Consider the following 18547-nt stretch of genomic DNA (forward strand, 5'->3'; position numbering starts at 1 on the left):
AAGGCAATCGCCCCGGTTGGACATTTCTAGGATATACATGGGAATATAACGGCAAAACTTATACAGAAAACGGAGCGAATGGGGCTGTCTCTATTCCAAATGGATGTACTGTTAAACCTGTGTGGGAGATCAATACCTATAACATTACATTTAATGGTGGAGAAGGTTGGGTTGCTGAAGATGCGAGTGGGCTTCCAAGCAATCAAACCAATATTGCCTATGATGCTTCTGTAGCTAATCCGGGAACTCCAAAAAGCCTTGGGTATACATTTAATGGTTGGAAGTCATCTTCAACTGGAAGTATTGTTAACTTTGCAAACCCAACTAAAATGAGCGATCTCGTATCGTCTAGCGAAGCTGCTGGTGCGACTGTAACACTAACTGCTCAGTGGACACCCATTCAATACACATTGGAATACAACGCGAATACTAGTGCACTTAAGGGTGAAAGTACTCCAAGCTACAGCTCAAAGACAAGTGCTGGGTTCACAATTGCACAAGTTAGAAGCAATAGTGTAAAGATAGCTCAAGCTGGTCCAACTTATTTTGGATATAGCTTTGATAAGTGGGCATGGACCGACAGTGCTAACGCTTCAAACAATTTTGACGCAACTGTTAATACAACTATTACAGTCGATATGTTCAAGAAGCTATTTGGTGCATCTGATAACGCGACATCAAAAACAAAAGCAACATTTAATGCTAAATGGACACCTTGGACATACAACATTATTTGGAATGGAAATGGCGGCAAAAAAGACAATAACGGCGAAGTAACAACAGCTGGCATTAAATATGACGCAACCATAGCTGAAGGGGACAGACCTACATTTACGTACACTGGGAGAACTCAGACTGGATGGGACACGCAATCTACATCCACAGGAAATGGTAATGCTAACTCGTTGAACGTTTGGGATCTTGTAAAAGTAGCCAAAACGTCAGGTCAAAGTGTGTCTAATACCGAAGGATGCGACATAGAAATATATGCTCTATGGTTGGTCGATGAAGATGGCGGTAAATATACTGTAGAGAGCTATTTCAAAAACGCATCTGGCGGATACGACAAGGCAGCAGATACAATATGTGTTGCTCCTATAACTAGTAAGGCAGACATATCTAATAGTCTCGAATTTCATACATCTAATAGAACTGAACGCTTCTGGGATGCCAACAAGTCGAACTACTATGTGTTTGATGAAAGCAATTCACTTAACAAACTAGTTCAGGCAGATGGTGAAAATCTAACCGATAACCCTAGCGAAACAATATTGAAGGTTTACTACAAAGGTGCTTTTAAAGTAATGCTTCAAAGTGGTTCAGAAGGTGGTTGGGGAAGTTCCACTACAAAAGAAATTCGTCCAACAAATACCACATGGTACGACTTTGGTGCAAATATAGAAAATGATATAAACAACAATAAGCCAAGCGCAAACGAACCAAACGATTATGTATTTGATTCCTACAGCGTCATAGAGCCTGCAGGTGCAAACATCAATTCAATTGAAGGCGATGTAACGCTTACTTCTAATTGGAAGCAAATTGAATATCGTCTAACGTATGCGCGCGACAATAACTATAAGGGAGATAAATTAACACTACCTGTATTTGGTGATAATGCCAGCACAAAGGTGTATTACTGGGACAACCTTAAAGACAATTCTGAAATTGACTTTGAGGTACCAAGTACAGAAACCGGATATTACTTTGACGGCTGGTACAACGGAACTGATAGTGCTGCTACTAAGTTGAACAAAATTAAATTTGATGGATTCCAGTCAACCGGTGATGCTTCTATTAAGGAAATGACAGTTTATGGTCGTTGTGGGCTAAACACTTACACCCTTGGATTCTATAAAACGCAAGATTTCTCGGGCACTCCGTTTGATTCGTTTACTCTTACAGTGGATGACAGTGCCAGCCATGCTATAAAAACTCTAAGTACCAATGATGGTACAGCTAATGGTGATGGCACATCAAACGCAGACAAGCCGTTCGGTTATGCGTTGCTTAGCTGGAAGGCTGATCGCGCTGATGGTAAGGCTGATAATGCCGATGGTGCTAAAAATGTGTTTGCTCCCGGCGATACCATTGCGGGCACGCAACTCAAGGAACTTATTAAGGTTGCAGGGTTAAGCGATACTGACCGCAATATTAATCTTTATGCACAATGGAACGCTGTATACAATGTAGCGGTTCCAGTGGCTGACCAAACCAAGACGCTGAATATTAACTTGACTACACGCGAAGCTAAGGCGGAGGGTGTCTCGGTGTACAACTACACGCCTCGGGATGTGAAACTACAAGCCAATTCGACTATAACAAGTAGTCAGCTTGCAACTGCTAGAAGTTTATTCCCGAAGTCAGACGGAACCGTGCGCACCGATAACGAATTAAACGACTTAATAAGTCACTTGAAGTTTGAATATGATGGAACCAAGTTCGCAGTAAATGATGCCACGCCAACAACCTTGCGAAACACTAGTGCTGGCAAAATCGGCGCCGCAACATTCGACGCAAGCGCTAACAAAGTGACGATGCAGGGCATAAAAGACGACCTAGAGCTGCTAATTGGTGACGATTTGACCGGCGCGGAACAAGCTCAATTCCAAGAAGATGTTTGGGCTAGCCTTATGAAGGCGCTTGAAGCTTCCGGTGCACAGGAAAGCGACTTTGGGAAAAGCGTGTTCTCCACTATCAAATGGACAATTTCCCTACCCGACACAGAAGGGAATGATAGTAGCACTGTTTGGGTGTTCCCAAATGCTACTGATGCCCCGGTAAAGGCTGCCTGATCTGGCAAGTCTTACGGTGGTGTTTGGCGAATTATTCAGTAGGCAGCACAACTCAACAATACGGTATTTGCACCTCATCTAAATGGAGGCGTAAAGAATTCTACAACTTCGAGAGCAATCGACAACGATTAGGAAATGCAAGAAATGACGAACGACAACAACAAAGATGCCTTAACAAATCGTCAGGGTTTGGGACGGGAATTGAATCACGCTTCTGTTGCGCAAGACCAATCGGCTACAAGACATAGCGTTTCTGATTCTACCAAGGTTTCTGGCGCACGTCCTACTGCGGCTAGCGCCAAAAGCAAGGCGCAAGCGCAAAAAGGCGGCAATCGAACCATCCTAATAGTGCTGGGAGTTGTTGTGCTTGCCATCGTTATTTGGGTGTTGGTGTGGCTGTTTGCCTGCAACGGTTCCAGCATGTTTGATTCCAACGCTCAAGACGGGCAGGCTCCGTACAAGAGCCAAGAGGAAATGCAAGCTGAACTTGACCGTGTCGTGGATGAAGGCATGTTCAACATTTCAATTGCTTCGGTAATTCAGTTTGAAGAAGGTACGTCTGTAGGCACAGCTTACATAGAAAATGTGCCGGGAAATCATTACCTAATGCAGGTGACAATCACCGATGACGATACGGGCGATGTGCTCTACGAAAGCGGGGTATTGCAGCCGAATCAATATATAGAAAACATCACGCTGACTAAAGATTTGGAGGCTGGAAGTTACGACGCAACAGCCACTTTTAAGGCATTGGACGAAACGACATATGAGGAAGTGGGACAAGCGGCAGCCAAGGTAACGATCAATGTTCTTGGGTGATTAACAAGGTTTCATGCGCTAACAGGCGCTGGACATATATGGCTCGAAAACTTTATGTAACGGGAAATTATACAAAGAGCCAAAAGCGAAGGCATTGAACTTCGTGGGTGCAGCGAAAGCTGTACCAAAGCAAGGACAGTATGGCTTAAACAAATAAGGAGGAAAAGCCATGAAAGCAACGAAGAAAGCATTTGGAGCAGTCGCTCTATCCGCAGCACTAGCAATGGGTACTGCTGTCCCGGCATTTGCTGCAAACGCAGTAGACACTATTGCTAATAACGGTTCTATGATTGATAACGGTACTACACCCGTAAACGTTATGGATGCAAGTACGCCAAATGTTGGTACCGACATCAACGTTAAGGTGAATATTGACCAGATTAAGGTGGCTGTGCCTATAGAGATGACTATTGTGGCTGGCACAAATGGTGGCACACTGAAATGCCCTTCGGCAGGTAATATGACAAAAGCAGGTAGTACGGTAAATATGACTGGTTATCGTCTGGAAAATTATTCGAGTTTTCCTATTTCTGTAAACAGCGTAACTGCAGCTGAAACTAAGTCAACTGATTGGAAGCTTCTAGCTACAGATACCACTACCACAGTTGCTGCAGTCGGAAATATCGGTGATCTATTTCTAGAATTAAAGATTCCCGCAACTCCTCCTGCTGGCGGTGCTGGAAACGCTGCTACTGGAGTTACTAATACAATTGTAAACCTTAAAACAGGTGCAGCTGAGACTGCTGGTGCTTCCGGAGCCCCTGCTACTCCCGGAACTAACTGGAAAGTAGCTGGGGCTGCTGCTGAGGATGATCCGAGCATCTTGAGTCTTGAGCTTTCTGGTAATGGGACAAAGCTAAAGAACGTTAACTTGGCTCAAATGACCACAGATGATGCTTTCAAAGTTACCTACACCGTGGCTGCTACAAGTCTGTAGGGAAATGGAAAAGTAATCGCGAATAGCGAAAGCGGCAATAAAGCCAAGCATGCAATTAATTCGTAAACCGCTGCAACCGATATTAAGGAATAACACAAATGCCTAACGCAAATCGTCAGAATAATGCGAGTTCAACTTCTGCGACAAACGGCAAAATGCCTCCTTCAAAAGGCACAGATGGGCATGTGCGTTCCTACGGCATGGGAAAGGGAGCCGTTCGCTCGGCATCCCTTTCCGGCGGTGTTGATGGTTCGCGGCTAGGCAATTCAAAGCCCGGAAACTTGCAATCAAGCAATTCGCAATCTGCGGCCTCCAATTCCCAAGGTAAGAAAAAGCGCGGTGCTGCGTTTTGGATAGCCATAGTGATAGCCGTTATCTGCCTGATAATTGCTGGCGTTCTTGCGTTCAACCTGTTCGGTGCACAAACGCCGTCTAAGCGGCAGGGCGATTTGGGGCAGCTTGAAGGCAAGACGCAAGAAGAAATCCAAGCCGAGCTTGACCGTGTTGTGGACGAAGGTATGTTCAACATTTCTATTGCGTCTACGGTTCAGTTTGAATCTGGTACAAGCGAAGGCGAACTGCGAATTGAAAATGTGCCGAGCAATCATTATCTGATGCGCGTCGTTGTTACCCGCGACGATACGGGTGAACAGATATATGAAACCGATCTGATTGAGCCTAATTATCACATACAGGCCGATACGTTAGATGTTGATTTGTCCGCTGGGGTATATGAGTGCACAGCCACTTTTCATGCCTACGACCAGCAAACTGAAGAAGAAGTAGGGCAGGCAGCCGCGAAGATAGAAATAACAGTTGCGTCATAAAGTGCGAAATGCAGTGCTAATTTGCAGCGCCAATTTGGTACCGCTTTTCGCACTGAAACGAAAAGGATTTGCCGAAGGATTTGTAAAGGGAAAAGAGTTAATCATGGGAAGCTGGAATGGGAAACTTGCGCGCAGGGTACGCAGCGCGCTTGCGGTGTTTATGGCTGTCAGCATGGCGGTTAGCTTGAACCCCGTAACTGCATTGGCGCAAAGCGATGGCGCTATTACTCATATGGAAACAGGCGAGCGCGCCTCCTCGGTGCAAGCTGCTTCTATGCAAACAGAGCAAAATGGCTCGGCTGTTAGCAGCGATATTGATGTATTCAATGGCACAGGCGCTGCAAGTGGACAAGTGGGAACAAACATAAATGTTGCCGTAACTTCGTCGTTTAAGGTTGTGCTTACAACTAGTGGTCCAATAGATATTCGCAGCTCGTCAAGTCTTGCTATGGGTGGATACGAGATAGAGGCTGAGCTTTCAAACGGCACCGCTATAACGAAAGATACTTCGGGAAATCCCTCACAGCCGCATTACGAGTATAAATGGATTCGTCAAATAGCGGGTCCAAGTGGAACATTTGAAGACGATCAGGCTTATAACGATGCAAGCCAATGGAAGGTTGTGCTCATAACTTCTTCTGCAGGTTCTACTGATTCTGCTAATGACAAAGCCGATGTTGCTCTGAACTTGGCTGACGAAAACCTAGATTTCGCCAACGATGCGCAATACAAATACAAAATTATTGCGCGCGATGCATCGATTACTGGGCTTGAATCCGATAGCGCCGTAATAGTTAACTGCAATACTCATTATGTATCGGCAACATTGCAGCACGATTCCGGCGTTTCTGTAAGCGGGTTAGTGCACGTTGGAGATACTGTTTTAGGTGCGGAAAACCTGTTGGCGGCACCCAATTCTACGCAGTCGTTTTTGCAAAATGCTTTAGCTGGCAAGCGATTGGACTGCGCTTATGACATATCGCTTGCATCCCAGCTTGCGGTTAATGAAAATAAAGGTCATACGGCATATTTGGCTCCACTAGAGTCCATTCATATTCCCGTCTCTCCGCTTAATGGCGAAACTACGGCTACGGTTGTGCGTATAGCGCGCGGTGGCTCGGGTGGTTCGGTTGAAACTCTCGGAGATTTCCCCGTTAAAACCGATTCCAATGCATCCGGCTCTGGTACATCTAATAAATACGTGGAACTTACAGAGGGTAGCTCTGGTGTTAGTGGCTTAGGCGAAGGCGTGTATGCTGTGGCATTTCCTGATACGCGGGCTAAGGTAAACGTTACGTCTGTTGTAAGCGACGGCGTGGGTGGTCTGATTGATATTATGGGCACGCACGAATATGCTGCTGGCACAAACGTGCGATATGTATTCTTGCCATTCGACAACTTTGTTTTTGACAAAGTGATGGTTGCGGAAGGCTCTGGCGCCTCATCAGTCCGTTCGTGCGGATCTAATTATCTTGATTATACGGTGCCATCAAGTGGAGTTTCCTCAGTTACAATCACGGCGTATTTCAAGCCAGTAGATACTGGAGGGCAAACAAATCCGATAACTGTTAATGCAGCTGTAAAATCTGGCGAAGGAACGGTTGCTATAGAAGATAGTACGGTTGCGGGCAGTTCTTTAGTTGCTGTTATGCCCGGAGGATCGGCAACGATTAATTTCACTCCGCAGATTGGTTCTGTTTTGGAAAAAGTAGTGGTTACGCCTGCGGGTGAAGCACCTTACGAACCAGCGGTAATTAACAATTCGCTAAAACTGACAGGAATAACAAAAAATATTCAAGTTGATGCTTATTTTAAGTTTGGTACACCGATAACTTATCCGAAATACAACATTACTTATGCGCATGTTGAATATGGCGACCTTTCCGGTAATTCCCAAGTTGAACATGCCAAACCTGCAACTATTACTGCACGTCCATATTCGGATTATCGCTTAACTTCGCTTTACTATACGTTTAACGATAAGCGCGACCTTGAACATCATGAGCTAATCGAAGCGGGCGGGTTTAATTATTCGATACCTAATGTTTTAGGCGACATAACTGTGTTTGCAAAGTTTGATGCAGCTAATTCAAGCGTGTGGGTTGATGCTCTTGCAGCCGATCAGGCGGGTATAAATGTTAGTTATGTTAAAGGCGATGGCACCAAGGTTTTCAACAAAAGTCTGGTCGATTTTAAGGCTGGAATAATTGGGGATATTGCTAAAGATTCTGACTTAACTTTGAATGTAAGTGCGAAAACCGATTATAGAATTGAAGTGAATCTTGTTGCTGATGACGGGTCGAAAACTGCTGTAAATGCAAGCACGGGTACGGGTGGTTTAGCGAATGCTGTGTATAAAATTGATGCTGCCGATTTAGCCATTGCGAACAGAGTGGAAGTACGCTATGTTTCGCTAGCTGCTGAATCGCTGAACGTGATGCTGGTTATGCCTGATGAAGGTGCTGTAGCTAAGCGCGATGGAAGCGTGGTTGGTACTGGATATCTGACTAATATCGATCCGAATACAGGGTTAGATTTAGTGGTGGAATTGGCTTCCGGGTATAAAAATTTGACTGTTAAGGTGCAGGAGCAAGGCAAGCCCGATGCCGAGCCGACCAGTTTTGATGCAACAACTAACACATTCCATTTTGATAAGGAACTTCTTGGCGACGATAAAGTAATTCGCGTTAGTTGCGAAAAAGAACAGATAACGCCTCCGGGACCTGTTGAGCCTGAAAAGGTTACTGTTACCGCTGTGTGTGATGGTGCGGGCAGCATAACACCTTCATCTACTGAGTTTAAAAGCGAAGACGATATTTCTGATATTACATACACAATTACCGCGCCTAAAGATTACGTGTTGGACTATGTTTCTGCGGCAAATTCCGATTCTACCGTGCGTCCGCTGACGTTTTTTGCCGATGACAAAAGCGCAAAAATAACGGGAGTTGAAGGTTTAGATGGGCGCATGGTTTATACATTTAAGTATGATGCGGCTAATATCAAAATAGGCTATGTGAACTTAACGGCGCATTTCCGCGAAGCAGAAACCACGAATGTTTGGACCGTTGATACCAAGATTGTAGACACCTTAGGTAATGAAATATCGCCCGAAGATGCGCATGGAATAATTTGGCCTGGAACATCGTTTACTGTGAAAGATGGGCAAAGTGCCACGCTAACTTTTGAACCGAAGAACACGGACACAACAAAGTATTACGCCGAATACAACGTTAATGGCGAAAAAGGAACTAACGGGCAATTAATATGGAGTAAAAACTACAACTTGCAATTGTTTGATGTGCACAGCAATCAAAATGTGCTCGTAAGGTTTATTGAGGAAGCAAGTCAAGAGCAACCTGAACCCATATTTCATTCGATATCTGTAAATATTATTGGAAATGTGGGTGGTGTGGTTCAGCCGCCAGTTGATTCCGATGGCAAAATTAAGGTGAAAGATAACGAGAACATGGCATTCTCGTTCTTCCCGGATACCGATAATGATTATGTGCTTTCCTACATTATTGTAGACAAGGATACTCCTGCGGAAGCTACATACAGTGCCAGTGCGCTTTCGCCCACTGCTGGTCAATATATATTTACTAATGTTAAAACTGACCATACGCTAGATGTAATGTTTGCTAAGAAGGGGCAAGTGCCGGTTGACCCGGATGATCCTGATGACCCTGACAACCCCGATAACCCTGATGATCCCACAAAGCCAAGTTATGTAGAAGTGGACGTAACGGTTTCTGCAAAGGTAACAGTTGGCAGTCAGGCAAGTGCTGGTGTTGGTGGTCGGGTAGAGCCCTCAAAATTACGTGTGAAATATGGCGATAGCCACGATTTCTTTGTATATCTGAATGATGGTTATAAACTTGCGTCGCTTGAGGCAAGTGTCGATGGAGGATCGCGTGTGCCGATAGGCTACAGCACTCGGTTTGAAACCACTTCTTCGACGACTGATATTTCAGCGATAGGCAGAGCGGCTAGATTTACAACTTTCGGACTTAGGTCTGCCGAGTTCACGCCTAATACTCTAAGAGAAGGCGGCACAACTTTTAGCGACAGCAATACAAGTAGTACTTCTAATGCGTTAGCTCAAGCCGGAATAAGGCATCATGTGTTTACGCTTTCTAACTTGACGGGTGACGTTGAAGTTTTCGCTGAGTTCGAGCCGTTAGCTGAAGGGGAAGAAGATGAAGCTGTTGGTAGCAACTTTGCGCAGGTTCCTCAACAGATGTGCACGGTGCGTGCATCTTCTTCGGGAAATGGCAGTATAGACCCTTCAGGCGAACTTGCTTATGGGCTTGGAAGCAAAGTTACATTTACGCTAACACCTGCGCAGGGCTATCAGCCGGTTTCTGTTACCGTTACTAATGTCGACGGAAACAAAAATGTTGTCAGTGTGGGAACTTCTTATACGCTCACAGTTTCCGGAAATTGTGAAGTTGTGGCAAGCTTTTCGCCCATTGCTCCTGCCGGATCGAACAGTTCAGGTGCAAGAGCTATTCGTACTCTGCGAAGTCTCGCACAGACAGGAGATGTGCAAGCAGCGGGGGTTACACTTTTGTTGACTGTGGCGTGTGGCGCGCTTGGCGTGGCGGTGTTAAGTTCCAGTCGCCGCAGACAGAAATGTGCTCATGTTTCTGGTTCTGGTGCGCATAGGCGCTAACTCTAAAGAGGCGACAAGGAGCAGCTTCCTTGTCGCCTTAACATAGCGGGTATTTCTTTCTTAGAACTTACGTTCCTCTTTCTTGGCTGCAATCAATTTGTCTGTCCCCAGTACGCATCTTGTTCTTTACGCATAGCGCCTAGCGCACCCCTAGTGCATTTTTTGGCGGCACCCTGAATAAAAAGTTATGTGATTTAGCATATCTGTTTGCTATTAGCATGTGGCTCGTTATAGAATAGCTAATGTAATTGGTCATCGGGTAATTGCAAACTGTTTATTACGCTACAGCTGCATCGGGACGCAACTAGTAATAAACACGAATAGGGACAGACAAATATGAATAGGGCAGTCATGCTTAGGCGGGCAGCCAAGGTGTCTTTAGCTACATCTTTGGCATGCTATCTTTTACCGCTATCCGCATATGCGGAATCGTCATCGCGTTCTGTTTCAGATAACGCGGATGCTGTCGTTTCTGCTGCCGTCTCTACTTCTGATACTCATCTTCAATCTAATAGCATTCAAGAAACTGTTCCTCTAAAAACTCCTGCAACTTCTGAGTCCGCAGCGTTTGTTGCGGAATCTGTGCAAGACATAGTCTCAGCTAGCGTACCTGTTTCTCAGGACACATCTGCTGGCATAATTTTCTCTAAGAACAATCTAAATTATCAGGTTAATTCAGATGGCGAAACGGTCAGCTTGGTGGGCTTCGCTCCTCAAACACAAGGTGCCATTACGCTGCCCCAAACCGTTAGTAATGCGCAAACCACCTACACTTTGACGCACATCGGTCAAGAAAGACCAAAAGATGGCAGCGCTAAAAACCCTTACACAGCCGAATATTACGACGAGGCTGACAAAAAACAAGGTGTAACCTCACTTACAATTCCAGCTACTGTTACTTCAATCGATCTAGCCTTTTTTCAACTGCTACCTAATCTTACTGCCGTGCAGGTTGAGGCTGGCAATTCCACCTATGCAAGCTATAACGGCATGTTGTTAGATGTAACTAGAAATAACCTCCACCTCGTCCCGGAGGGCTTGGAGGGTGAAGTCGTGCTCCCCGCCGAATTGGCAACCGTCCCTGCTTGTGTCTTTTCCCGTTGCACAAAGCTTATAGCCATCGGCATTCCCATGGGGAGCACGTCTACTTCTACCTTCACTTCTGTGGATGGCATTCTGTATACGGAAGATTTAACAACTCTGATCGCTGCTCCACCCGCAATAACCAACGCGGTTATCGTGTCGGGCTGCACTAAAATTTCGGAAGGTGCATTTCAGGGCAATACCGTTTTACAAACTATTGTCGCGAACGGTAATGTTTTAGAAATTGCGAAAGCGGAAAACGAAACAACCCCAGAAGGTTCATATGCGGGCGCAGCTGCAAACGAGGCTGCAAGCGAAGCTGCAGCCGCAACCGCAGCAACCCCAGAAGTCACCACCCCAGAAGCCGCACCTATACCCGCCTTCACCAACCAAACTATCAGTTTTGCAACTGTAGCAACTAAGAACACAGAGGCTTGGGAGGCGGCTGGCTTCACACATTTTGCCAGCTTGACTGAAGTAGGAAATGCAATTGCGCCCGACGAAAGCACATCGGGCTTTGCTTATACAGTGCTGCCCGACTATACGCTGTCAGTTAGCTGGGCGGGAGAAAACACACCGGCGGCAATTAGCTTGCCGTCTATCGTAGACATAGAAGGTGTGGAATATGACGTGTCCACCATAGCCGACGAAGGCTTTGCTAACAAAAATAGCTTGGTGGCAGTAAATATTCCGGGTTCCATCACCACAATTGGTGAAGGTGCATTTGCGGGCTGCGAAAACCTAAGCTCGGTAAGCTTAAGTTTTGGCACCAAAACAATAAAAGCAAATGCATTCATGGGCACAGCCATAAACACTTTGGTTCTACCGAAAACTATCATGGCAATAGGGGCTTCCGCCCTTGGCGATATAGACGGAGCAACGATAGTTGCTCTTAGTCCCATACCCTCAATAGACACACATGCATTAGTCGCCACCACAAATACCAACATATACGTTCCATACACCGAATCAAAAAAATACGGTTGGAGCATAGGGGCCCCTGTTGCAAACAATCACTTACTTCCCTACGGAGTGCGCCTGTCAAGCGCTGTGAGCAATCTGTCCGTTGGTGAAAGTGCCAATTTGTATAGCGAAGACGGTTATTTGTACGTGCCGAAAGGCGCCACTGTTTCTTATAGACATGGAGGTGCTATCAGCATAGATCCGAATACAAGCACAATCACATGCAAAAAGCCCGGTTCGTCGAACATTGAAGTAACAATTTTGCTTCCGTTGGATAAATCGGCAGCGGCAGGGGTAATGCGTGGCGATGTGCAGTTGAATTAGCGCGTCGCCATTTGCCGTCGGCAAACTGTAGCTTATCGGCATCAGCATCGGCGGCACCGGCACTCCAGTCAACTTTTGCATCTATCAGCCAAACCATTCCTCTTCATAAAACGCAAAACAGCTAGTGAAAGAACGAAGGCGCTACCATGACAATAAGAGACACGATACAAAAAGCCACAGCAACATTAGTTGCATTTACGCTTTCGTGTGCAATGTTGCCGTATATGGCATATGCCGAGGAAGCTCAGCTTCCTATAGATAGCGCTACAGGTACCATAAACGTAACCGACACTAAAATCCCTCGCCACCTACCAAACTGCGACGGCACCGATGGCAATAGCCCTCAAGATTTAACCACATGTCCCAGTTGCGCTCAGCAGTTTTACGCCTGTCAAGTTAATGAATCTCGCATATATGTAGACGAAGACGGCAATGAAGTTCCAGAAGATTCCGAAAATGTTTACAGTGTGAAATTTATATGCCCTGAATGCGGCGCAAGTCTTATTGAAGGTGCTGACTCTAACGCTGGCATAGAACCATTAGCTGTCGCAGCAGCTATAAGCGTTACGGTGCCACTTGTAGTAACGTTTGGCGGCTCTGAAGGCTACGATATATCGAATCCGCAGCCTAGTATAGAAGCGTCAACAGCGTTTCGGAACGCCGGCAATAGCGCAATCCAAATAACCCGTATTCAAACAGAGGAATACACAGAAGGCAGCGTGCGGGCTGTTCTTTCCGATACAGGCTTTATGCAAGGTGACAGTTATACTGTTACGGCTCAGCAAATAAGCGGAAACGATACCCCGCTTGAAGATCAGACTCTATATAGCCTGTATCCTGAGGGGCAGCCAGAAAAAGCGGTAAACATAAAATATAAAGACGGCGACTATTACGGTGGAATTACGCAAGGCGCCACAAACAACACTCAAAATTATTTTGGAGACACTTTTATAATTGGTGCCGATAGTGCTCTTAATTGTGTTTGTCGTTTAAATCTTACAAACAGTTATGAAGTGCCCGGAGCCAACGCTTTAGTTAAGCAAGAAAAAGCCGATGGCGGCAAAACCGTGCAACCTCTCTCGAAGGTTAAATACACCATAATAACCTATGTTCCTGCAGGGCACGGAAACGAAACTCTATCTGAAGAAAATTCGTTTTATTTAAAAGACCAACTAACGAATCAAATCTATAACGCACAAGACGTAAAAGGTCACGCGCAGGATATATCTAACAATGGCAAAAACTCGCTTTATTACGGCATGTATTCAGGGTATGTTCGCACATACAGACCTTACGTATGTAAGCTTAGATTAAACGATAGAATAGAGTACGATCTTAATGTCATAGGCCTCTTGCATGACACTTTGTCAAATGGCATGGGCAAAGCAGGTCTAACATTCCAGATGAAAGACACTCTATATAGGACAGTTTTGCCTATGCATAATAGTATGCAGACTGACGGCTGGGGTGGCTGGGGGCAAAGCGATCTTAGAGCTGACATGAATGAAGAAAGTGGTGAAATATATCAACTATTACCCACTGAACTAACAAATCTAGTTGCTACCGTGAACAAAGAATACGGTCCAACATCTTCTTCGAAAAGTCCTTTTGTATCAATCTCTCAGGACAAATTCTTTATAGCTAGTCTTCAAGAACTAGCAGGTGCTGTTAGTAATTACAGTGATAGCCATTTATATGCGGCTGATTATTTGTGGCTGTATAAAGAAGGCTATCAATACGAGTATTACGCAAGCAAGTTGCCGGCTAGCAATATGCTCGATGGTGATGGTGAGGTAATGCAAAAAAGCGAAAGGCTGGGAAATGGACCGGTAGATTGGTGGCAGCGCTCCATATACGCCATAAGCTTAAACTACGATGTTAAATCTTTCTATTACGTAAACGTCGATGGTAATTACAACGTAGGTATGGAGTCATATCTAGCGAATTATGTCTGCCCATGTTTCTGTTTCTAACTTTCAATTTGACAGGACTATAAGGAGAGCTATAACCGATGCAAAACAAGCTAAACAACAAACAAAATTGCTTTGAACAAGGTCATTTTTGTAATGGTTTTAGCCCTATTACGTCTGCCGGTTTGGTGAAAAATAAGGCAAGCAAAGCAACAGCAATGCTTGTTGCGTTGGCTCTTATGTGCATGCTATTACCCGGCGCGGCGTATGCCGAAATGCTTCCAGTGGAAAGCGGCAAAATTGCAGCAGAAATAAAGGTTGAAGACGCTAAAGCGGATGTTGAGTTGCGTGCTTCCCAAACTGCCATAAGTTTAACTGTGCCAATTTTTGTAACACTTGGCGGTTCTGCTGGTTATGACATAGCTAATCCTAAGCCTTGTATAGAAGAACCAATTACATTTCGCAATGCTGGTAATAATGCTGTTCAGATAATACATATTTTGACAGACGAATATGAAGCGGGCAGTTTTCAAAATGTTATCAAGCGGGCATCGCCAGAAATAAGTGGTAACAATACTCCTATTGAGGATCAGACTCCATATAGCTTATATCCAAAAAGCCAGCCCGAAAAAGCCTTAAACATGGCATATAAAAACGGCAGATATACGGGTGGAGCCAAGATTGAAGACGAAGAATTAGCTAACCAGTCTGCTTTGAGAAATGCTTTTGGCGACACGTTTATTATAGGTTCCGACAGTGCGCTTGAGTGCACGTTCAGGTTAAACCTAACAAATAGCTACGATGTTCCAACTGCCAATGCTGTTGTTGATCCGACAGCTGCAGCAGGCGAAAACAGCGGTAAAGTACATCCGCTATCGAAAATTACTTATATCGTAGGAAGCTACATTCCAGCTGGTGAAGGGAACGCCAATCTAGATTGGGATAGCGGTAACGTTTTCTTCCTTAATGACGAACAAACAGGAATTTATTACAGCGCATTCGACGTAAAAGGTCACGCGCAAGATATATCTAAAAATGGCAAAAACTCGCTTTATTACGGCATGTATTCAGGATATGTTTACGGCTATCGTCCGTATACGTGCAGTTTGTTAATGAATAGTTCGGGTGAAATTAGACCCTACAATCTGAACATAATCGGCATCTTGCACGACAATCTTGCAGACGGTACGGGCAAAGCGGGTCTAACGTTCCAAATGGCTGATATTTTTAAGATGGAGCAAATGAATACCAGCAAAGAAACTGTTGGTGGTTGGGCGGCAACAAGTCTTCGAGCTGATATGAATGAAGAAACGGGCTCTATATATCAGAGTTTTCATAGATATATAACCGATCTTGCTGCCACTGTTAATAAAGAGTATTCGCCAGTGTCAAACACTGAAGGTGCGAATGTAACAGGAAATGAAAGCAATACTCGCATCTCTCAAGATAAGTATTTCATAGCTAGTTATTCCGAGTTATTTAGTACTGCTATTAATCCTATAGATCAGATTTATCGTGTGGATGGTTATAGATACGAATACTACAAAAATATTGGAATTAGTATTAAAACACCTGCGACTTCGTTTCCGCAAAATGAGCAATACAAAAAGACCTATCAAGGGGAAGCTAAACCTTGGTGGACACGCTCGTTGCATAATGGTAAAGCTGGCATGGGCGTTATGTACATAAACCAAAACGATTACTGTTTCCCTGCTGCATTACAGGCAGATACCCAAAACGGCGTAGTTCCTTGTTTCTGTTTTTAATTTCCGGCTTTCGACTTACTGCGTATAAAAGGAGCGTTTCAGACAATGCAAGATAAATTAAACATAACAAAGATACAGAAGTTGTTTGTAGCTTTGGTGCTTGCATGCACAATGCTGCCTTGTACTGCTTATGCCGAAACGGTAAGTTCAGAGGTGGAATCGCGTGCTGTTAGTGAACCTGTAGATGTTATAAGCATAACAGTTTCATTGTCGGTAGTGTTCGGTGGCGCCGCAGGATACGACATAGCTAACCCGCAACCATATATCGAAGCGCCTGTGTCGTTTCGTAATGCCGGCAGCAGTGCCGTTGAAATAACAAAAATTCAAACCTTTCGAGAAAGAGCTCTTGTTGATGTTATTGATGAAGCAGGTGCCGCATTAAGTGGAAACGATACTGCACTAGAAAATCAAACTCTATACAGTCTATACCCTGCAGGTCAGCCCGAAAAAGCGCTGGATATGGCTATTGAAGGTGAATACTTTGGTGGAGCCCTTAATGTAAATGCTAATCCAACCAATAACGTTTTTGGTGATACTTTCGTTATAGGCGCCGACAGCACATTAGATTGCACATTCAGGCTAAATCTTACAAATAGTTATGAGGCGCCCAATGCTAACGCTAAAGTAAAAAGCGAAGCGGCAGACGATGCTCAAACTGCTTATCCGCTTTCGTCCGTTATATACACCATATCTCCCTATATTCCAATGGGAGATGGTAGTAGCATTCCCGGAAACATGAGTGATGCAGAGGGCTATGGCTTCTATCTAACAGACAGCATAACGCGGCAAACATATACTGCGCGGCAAGTTAAGGGTCATGCGCAGGATATATCAGAAAATGGGAAAAATTCCCTGTTCTACGGAATGTATTCAGGGTATGTGTATCGGTATCGCTTGTATGAATGCAAGGCGCTTTTTGAGGGCAACGTTACACCCATCAAGGTTATAGGCATCTTGCATGACAGCTTAGCTGACGGTTCCGGCAAAGCGGGTTTAACATTTCAAGTAGGTTCGCCCGATCCCGCTACGGGCGACCAACATATTGCTGGTAGCGGCGGAATGAATAACAGGGATACCAACAGTGGCGGTTGGGGGCAAAGCGCCCTTAGAGCTTCTATGAATGAACAAAGCGGCGACTTCTATTCTAGAAATTTGCACGGCGATTTAAAAAGTCTTGCAGCCACTGTTAATAAAGAATACGGCGCGGTGTACAATTCGCAAAATCCTTATGTGGATATTTCGCAAGACCAATTTTTCATACCTAGTTATTACGAATTATTTGGTGCTGTTTACGATGCGTATTCAGATTCTCAGTGGCTTTTCAAGGAAGGCTATCAGTATGAGTATTACTCACAGGAGACATTGATTAATAGCCCGTCGGAAAATGATGATGATGTAAGAACGAATCCAAGTCTTCAATACCTATTCAAAATATGCTGGCTTCGCTCGGTAAATCCAGAAGACGCTCGCACTTTCCTGTTTCTCAATCAAAACGGTCTGATCAATTATGTCCTGAATGATCCGTACGGTGAGTGGCCGCTGGCTAGTTGGGATGGCGAATTAATCGTTTGTTTCTGTTTTTGATACTTGATTTTGCTTGTCGTACAAGAAGGAGCGTTATAAACGATGCGAGATAAGTTAAATACAACGAAAACACGCATACGTGTTTGGCTTGCATCGGTGCTGGCTATGTTGCTTGCTTGCGCGCTTCTTACGTTGGCTGTGTCGGCTGTTGTTTCACAGAATGCCTATGGTGAAAATGTTGCTCCTAGTGTGGGACGGGGCACTATTGAAGCAAAAACTACTCTTAAGTTGCGCGTAACAGACACTGGCAAGAATTTCGAAGCTCTCGACAGCGGACTTATTGATATGGAGGGCAATGAGGCTACTGGTGCAGTAGTCAGTGGGGTGGGGCTACGCGTGATAAACAGCGCTGCAGAATCGCTGAACAACTCTTCCGATCCCAACACCCCATACTTGTCACCACGGGGTGATGCCATTGATGCGACGTCAACTTTTGGTATTCGTATAACCGATTCTAGGTCGACATCTGTAACTATCAATTTCGAAGCAGGGTCATTTGGTAGCGTAGAACCAAACTCGTCAGTTGTTAATTCCATTTATGGTGAGACTTCTTCTACTGCGTATCCTAATGCCGGCTATGCTCTTGAAGGCTGGTATGACGGCGGCACCAAAATTACTACTACAGATGACGCTAACAATGCCTACATTGATAGTGAAAACAGTAATACTTTACATGTGCACAGTACTCCAACCAGCCTGCTGCAGGATAAAACCTACACCGCAAAATTTAAGAAGCTTATTTACGAAGTAAACCTAGATGCTAACACTGCAAATGGTGGCAGTTCTGTTACTCCCTCTACAATTTATGAGTGGTATGAGACAGGCTGGTATACAAACGCCGACGGATCAGGTGAATTAACTGCA

At 44.8% G+C, this 18547-nt stretch carries 10 protein-coding genes; all 10 read left to right on the top strand.

Annotated features, from left to right (window positions below; translation table 11 throughout):
* Nucleotides 1–2795 (top strand): InlB B-repeat-containing protein (locus tag G7Y37_RS08715; protein WP_206214146.1); only part of this gene is annotated, 2795 nt, incomplete at its 5' end.
* Nucleotides 2796–2939: 144 nt separating this feature from the next.
* A complete protein-coding gene (locus tag G7Y37_RS08720) occupies nucleotides 2940–3614 on the top strand; it encodes a hypothetical protein (RefSeq protein ID WP_165063080.1) in 675 nt (224 codons plus the stop codon).
* Between the two features lie 169 nt (nucleotides 3615–3783).
* Nucleotides 3784–4551 carry a hypothetical protein gene (locus G7Y37_RS08725; protein ID WP_165063081.1) on the top strand — a complete coding sequence of 256 codons (768 nt, stop codon included), beginning with the start codon at nucleotides 3784–3786 and terminating at the stop codon, nucleotides 4549–4551.
* A 98-nt stretch (nucleotides 4552–4649) separates the two neighbouring features.
* On the top strand, nucleotides 4650–5378 hold the full coding sequence (locus G7Y37_RS08730; protein ID WP_165063082.1) for a hypothetical protein: 729 nt from the start codon (nucleotides 4650–4652) through the stop codon (nucleotides 5376–5378).
* A 103-nt stretch (nucleotides 5379–5481) separates the two neighbouring features.
* Complete coding sequence (locus G7Y37_RS08735; RefSeq protein ID WP_165063083.1) at nucleotides 5482–10053, top strand: hypothetical protein; 4572 nt, start codon at nucleotides 5482–5484, stop codon at nucleotides 10051–10053.
* Nucleotides 10054–10389: 336 nt separating this feature from the next.
* Nucleotides 10390–12423: a leucine-rich repeat domain-containing protein gene (locus G7Y37_RS08740; RefSeq protein ID WP_165063084.1), complete on the top strand. Its 2034-nt coding sequence runs from the start codon at nucleotides 10390–10392 to the stop codon at nucleotides 12421–12423.
* Between the two features lie 146 nt (nucleotides 12424–12569).
* Nucleotides 12570–14396, top strand: coding sequence for a DUF6273 domain-containing protein (locus G7Y37_RS08745; RefSeq protein ID WP_165063085.1), 1827 nt, complete (start codon nucleotides 12570–12572; stop codon nucleotides 14394–14396).
* Nucleotides 14397–14434: 38 nt separating this feature from the next.
* Complete coding sequence (locus tag G7Y37_RS08750; RefSeq protein ID WP_165063086.1) at nucleotides 14435–16099, top strand: DUF6273 domain-containing protein; 1665 nt, start codon at nucleotides 14435–14437, stop codon at nucleotides 16097–16099.
* A gap of 45 nt (nucleotides 16100–16144) precedes the next feature.
* Nucleotides 16145–17683, top strand: coding sequence for a DUF6273 domain-containing protein (locus G7Y37_RS08755; protein WP_165063087.1), 1539 nt, complete (start codon nucleotides 16145–16147; stop codon nucleotides 17681–17683).
* Nucleotides 17684–17725: 42 nt separating this feature from the next.
* On the top strand, nucleotides 17726–18547 hold an 822-nt coding region (locus tag G7Y37_RS08760), incomplete at its 3' end, for a hypothetical protein (protein WP_165063088.1).

The organism is Adlercreutzia sp. ZJ154 (genome assembly GCF_011039055.1).
Lineage (GTDB): Bacteria > Actinomycetota > Coriobacteriia > Coriobacteriales > Eggerthellaceae > Adlercreutzia_A.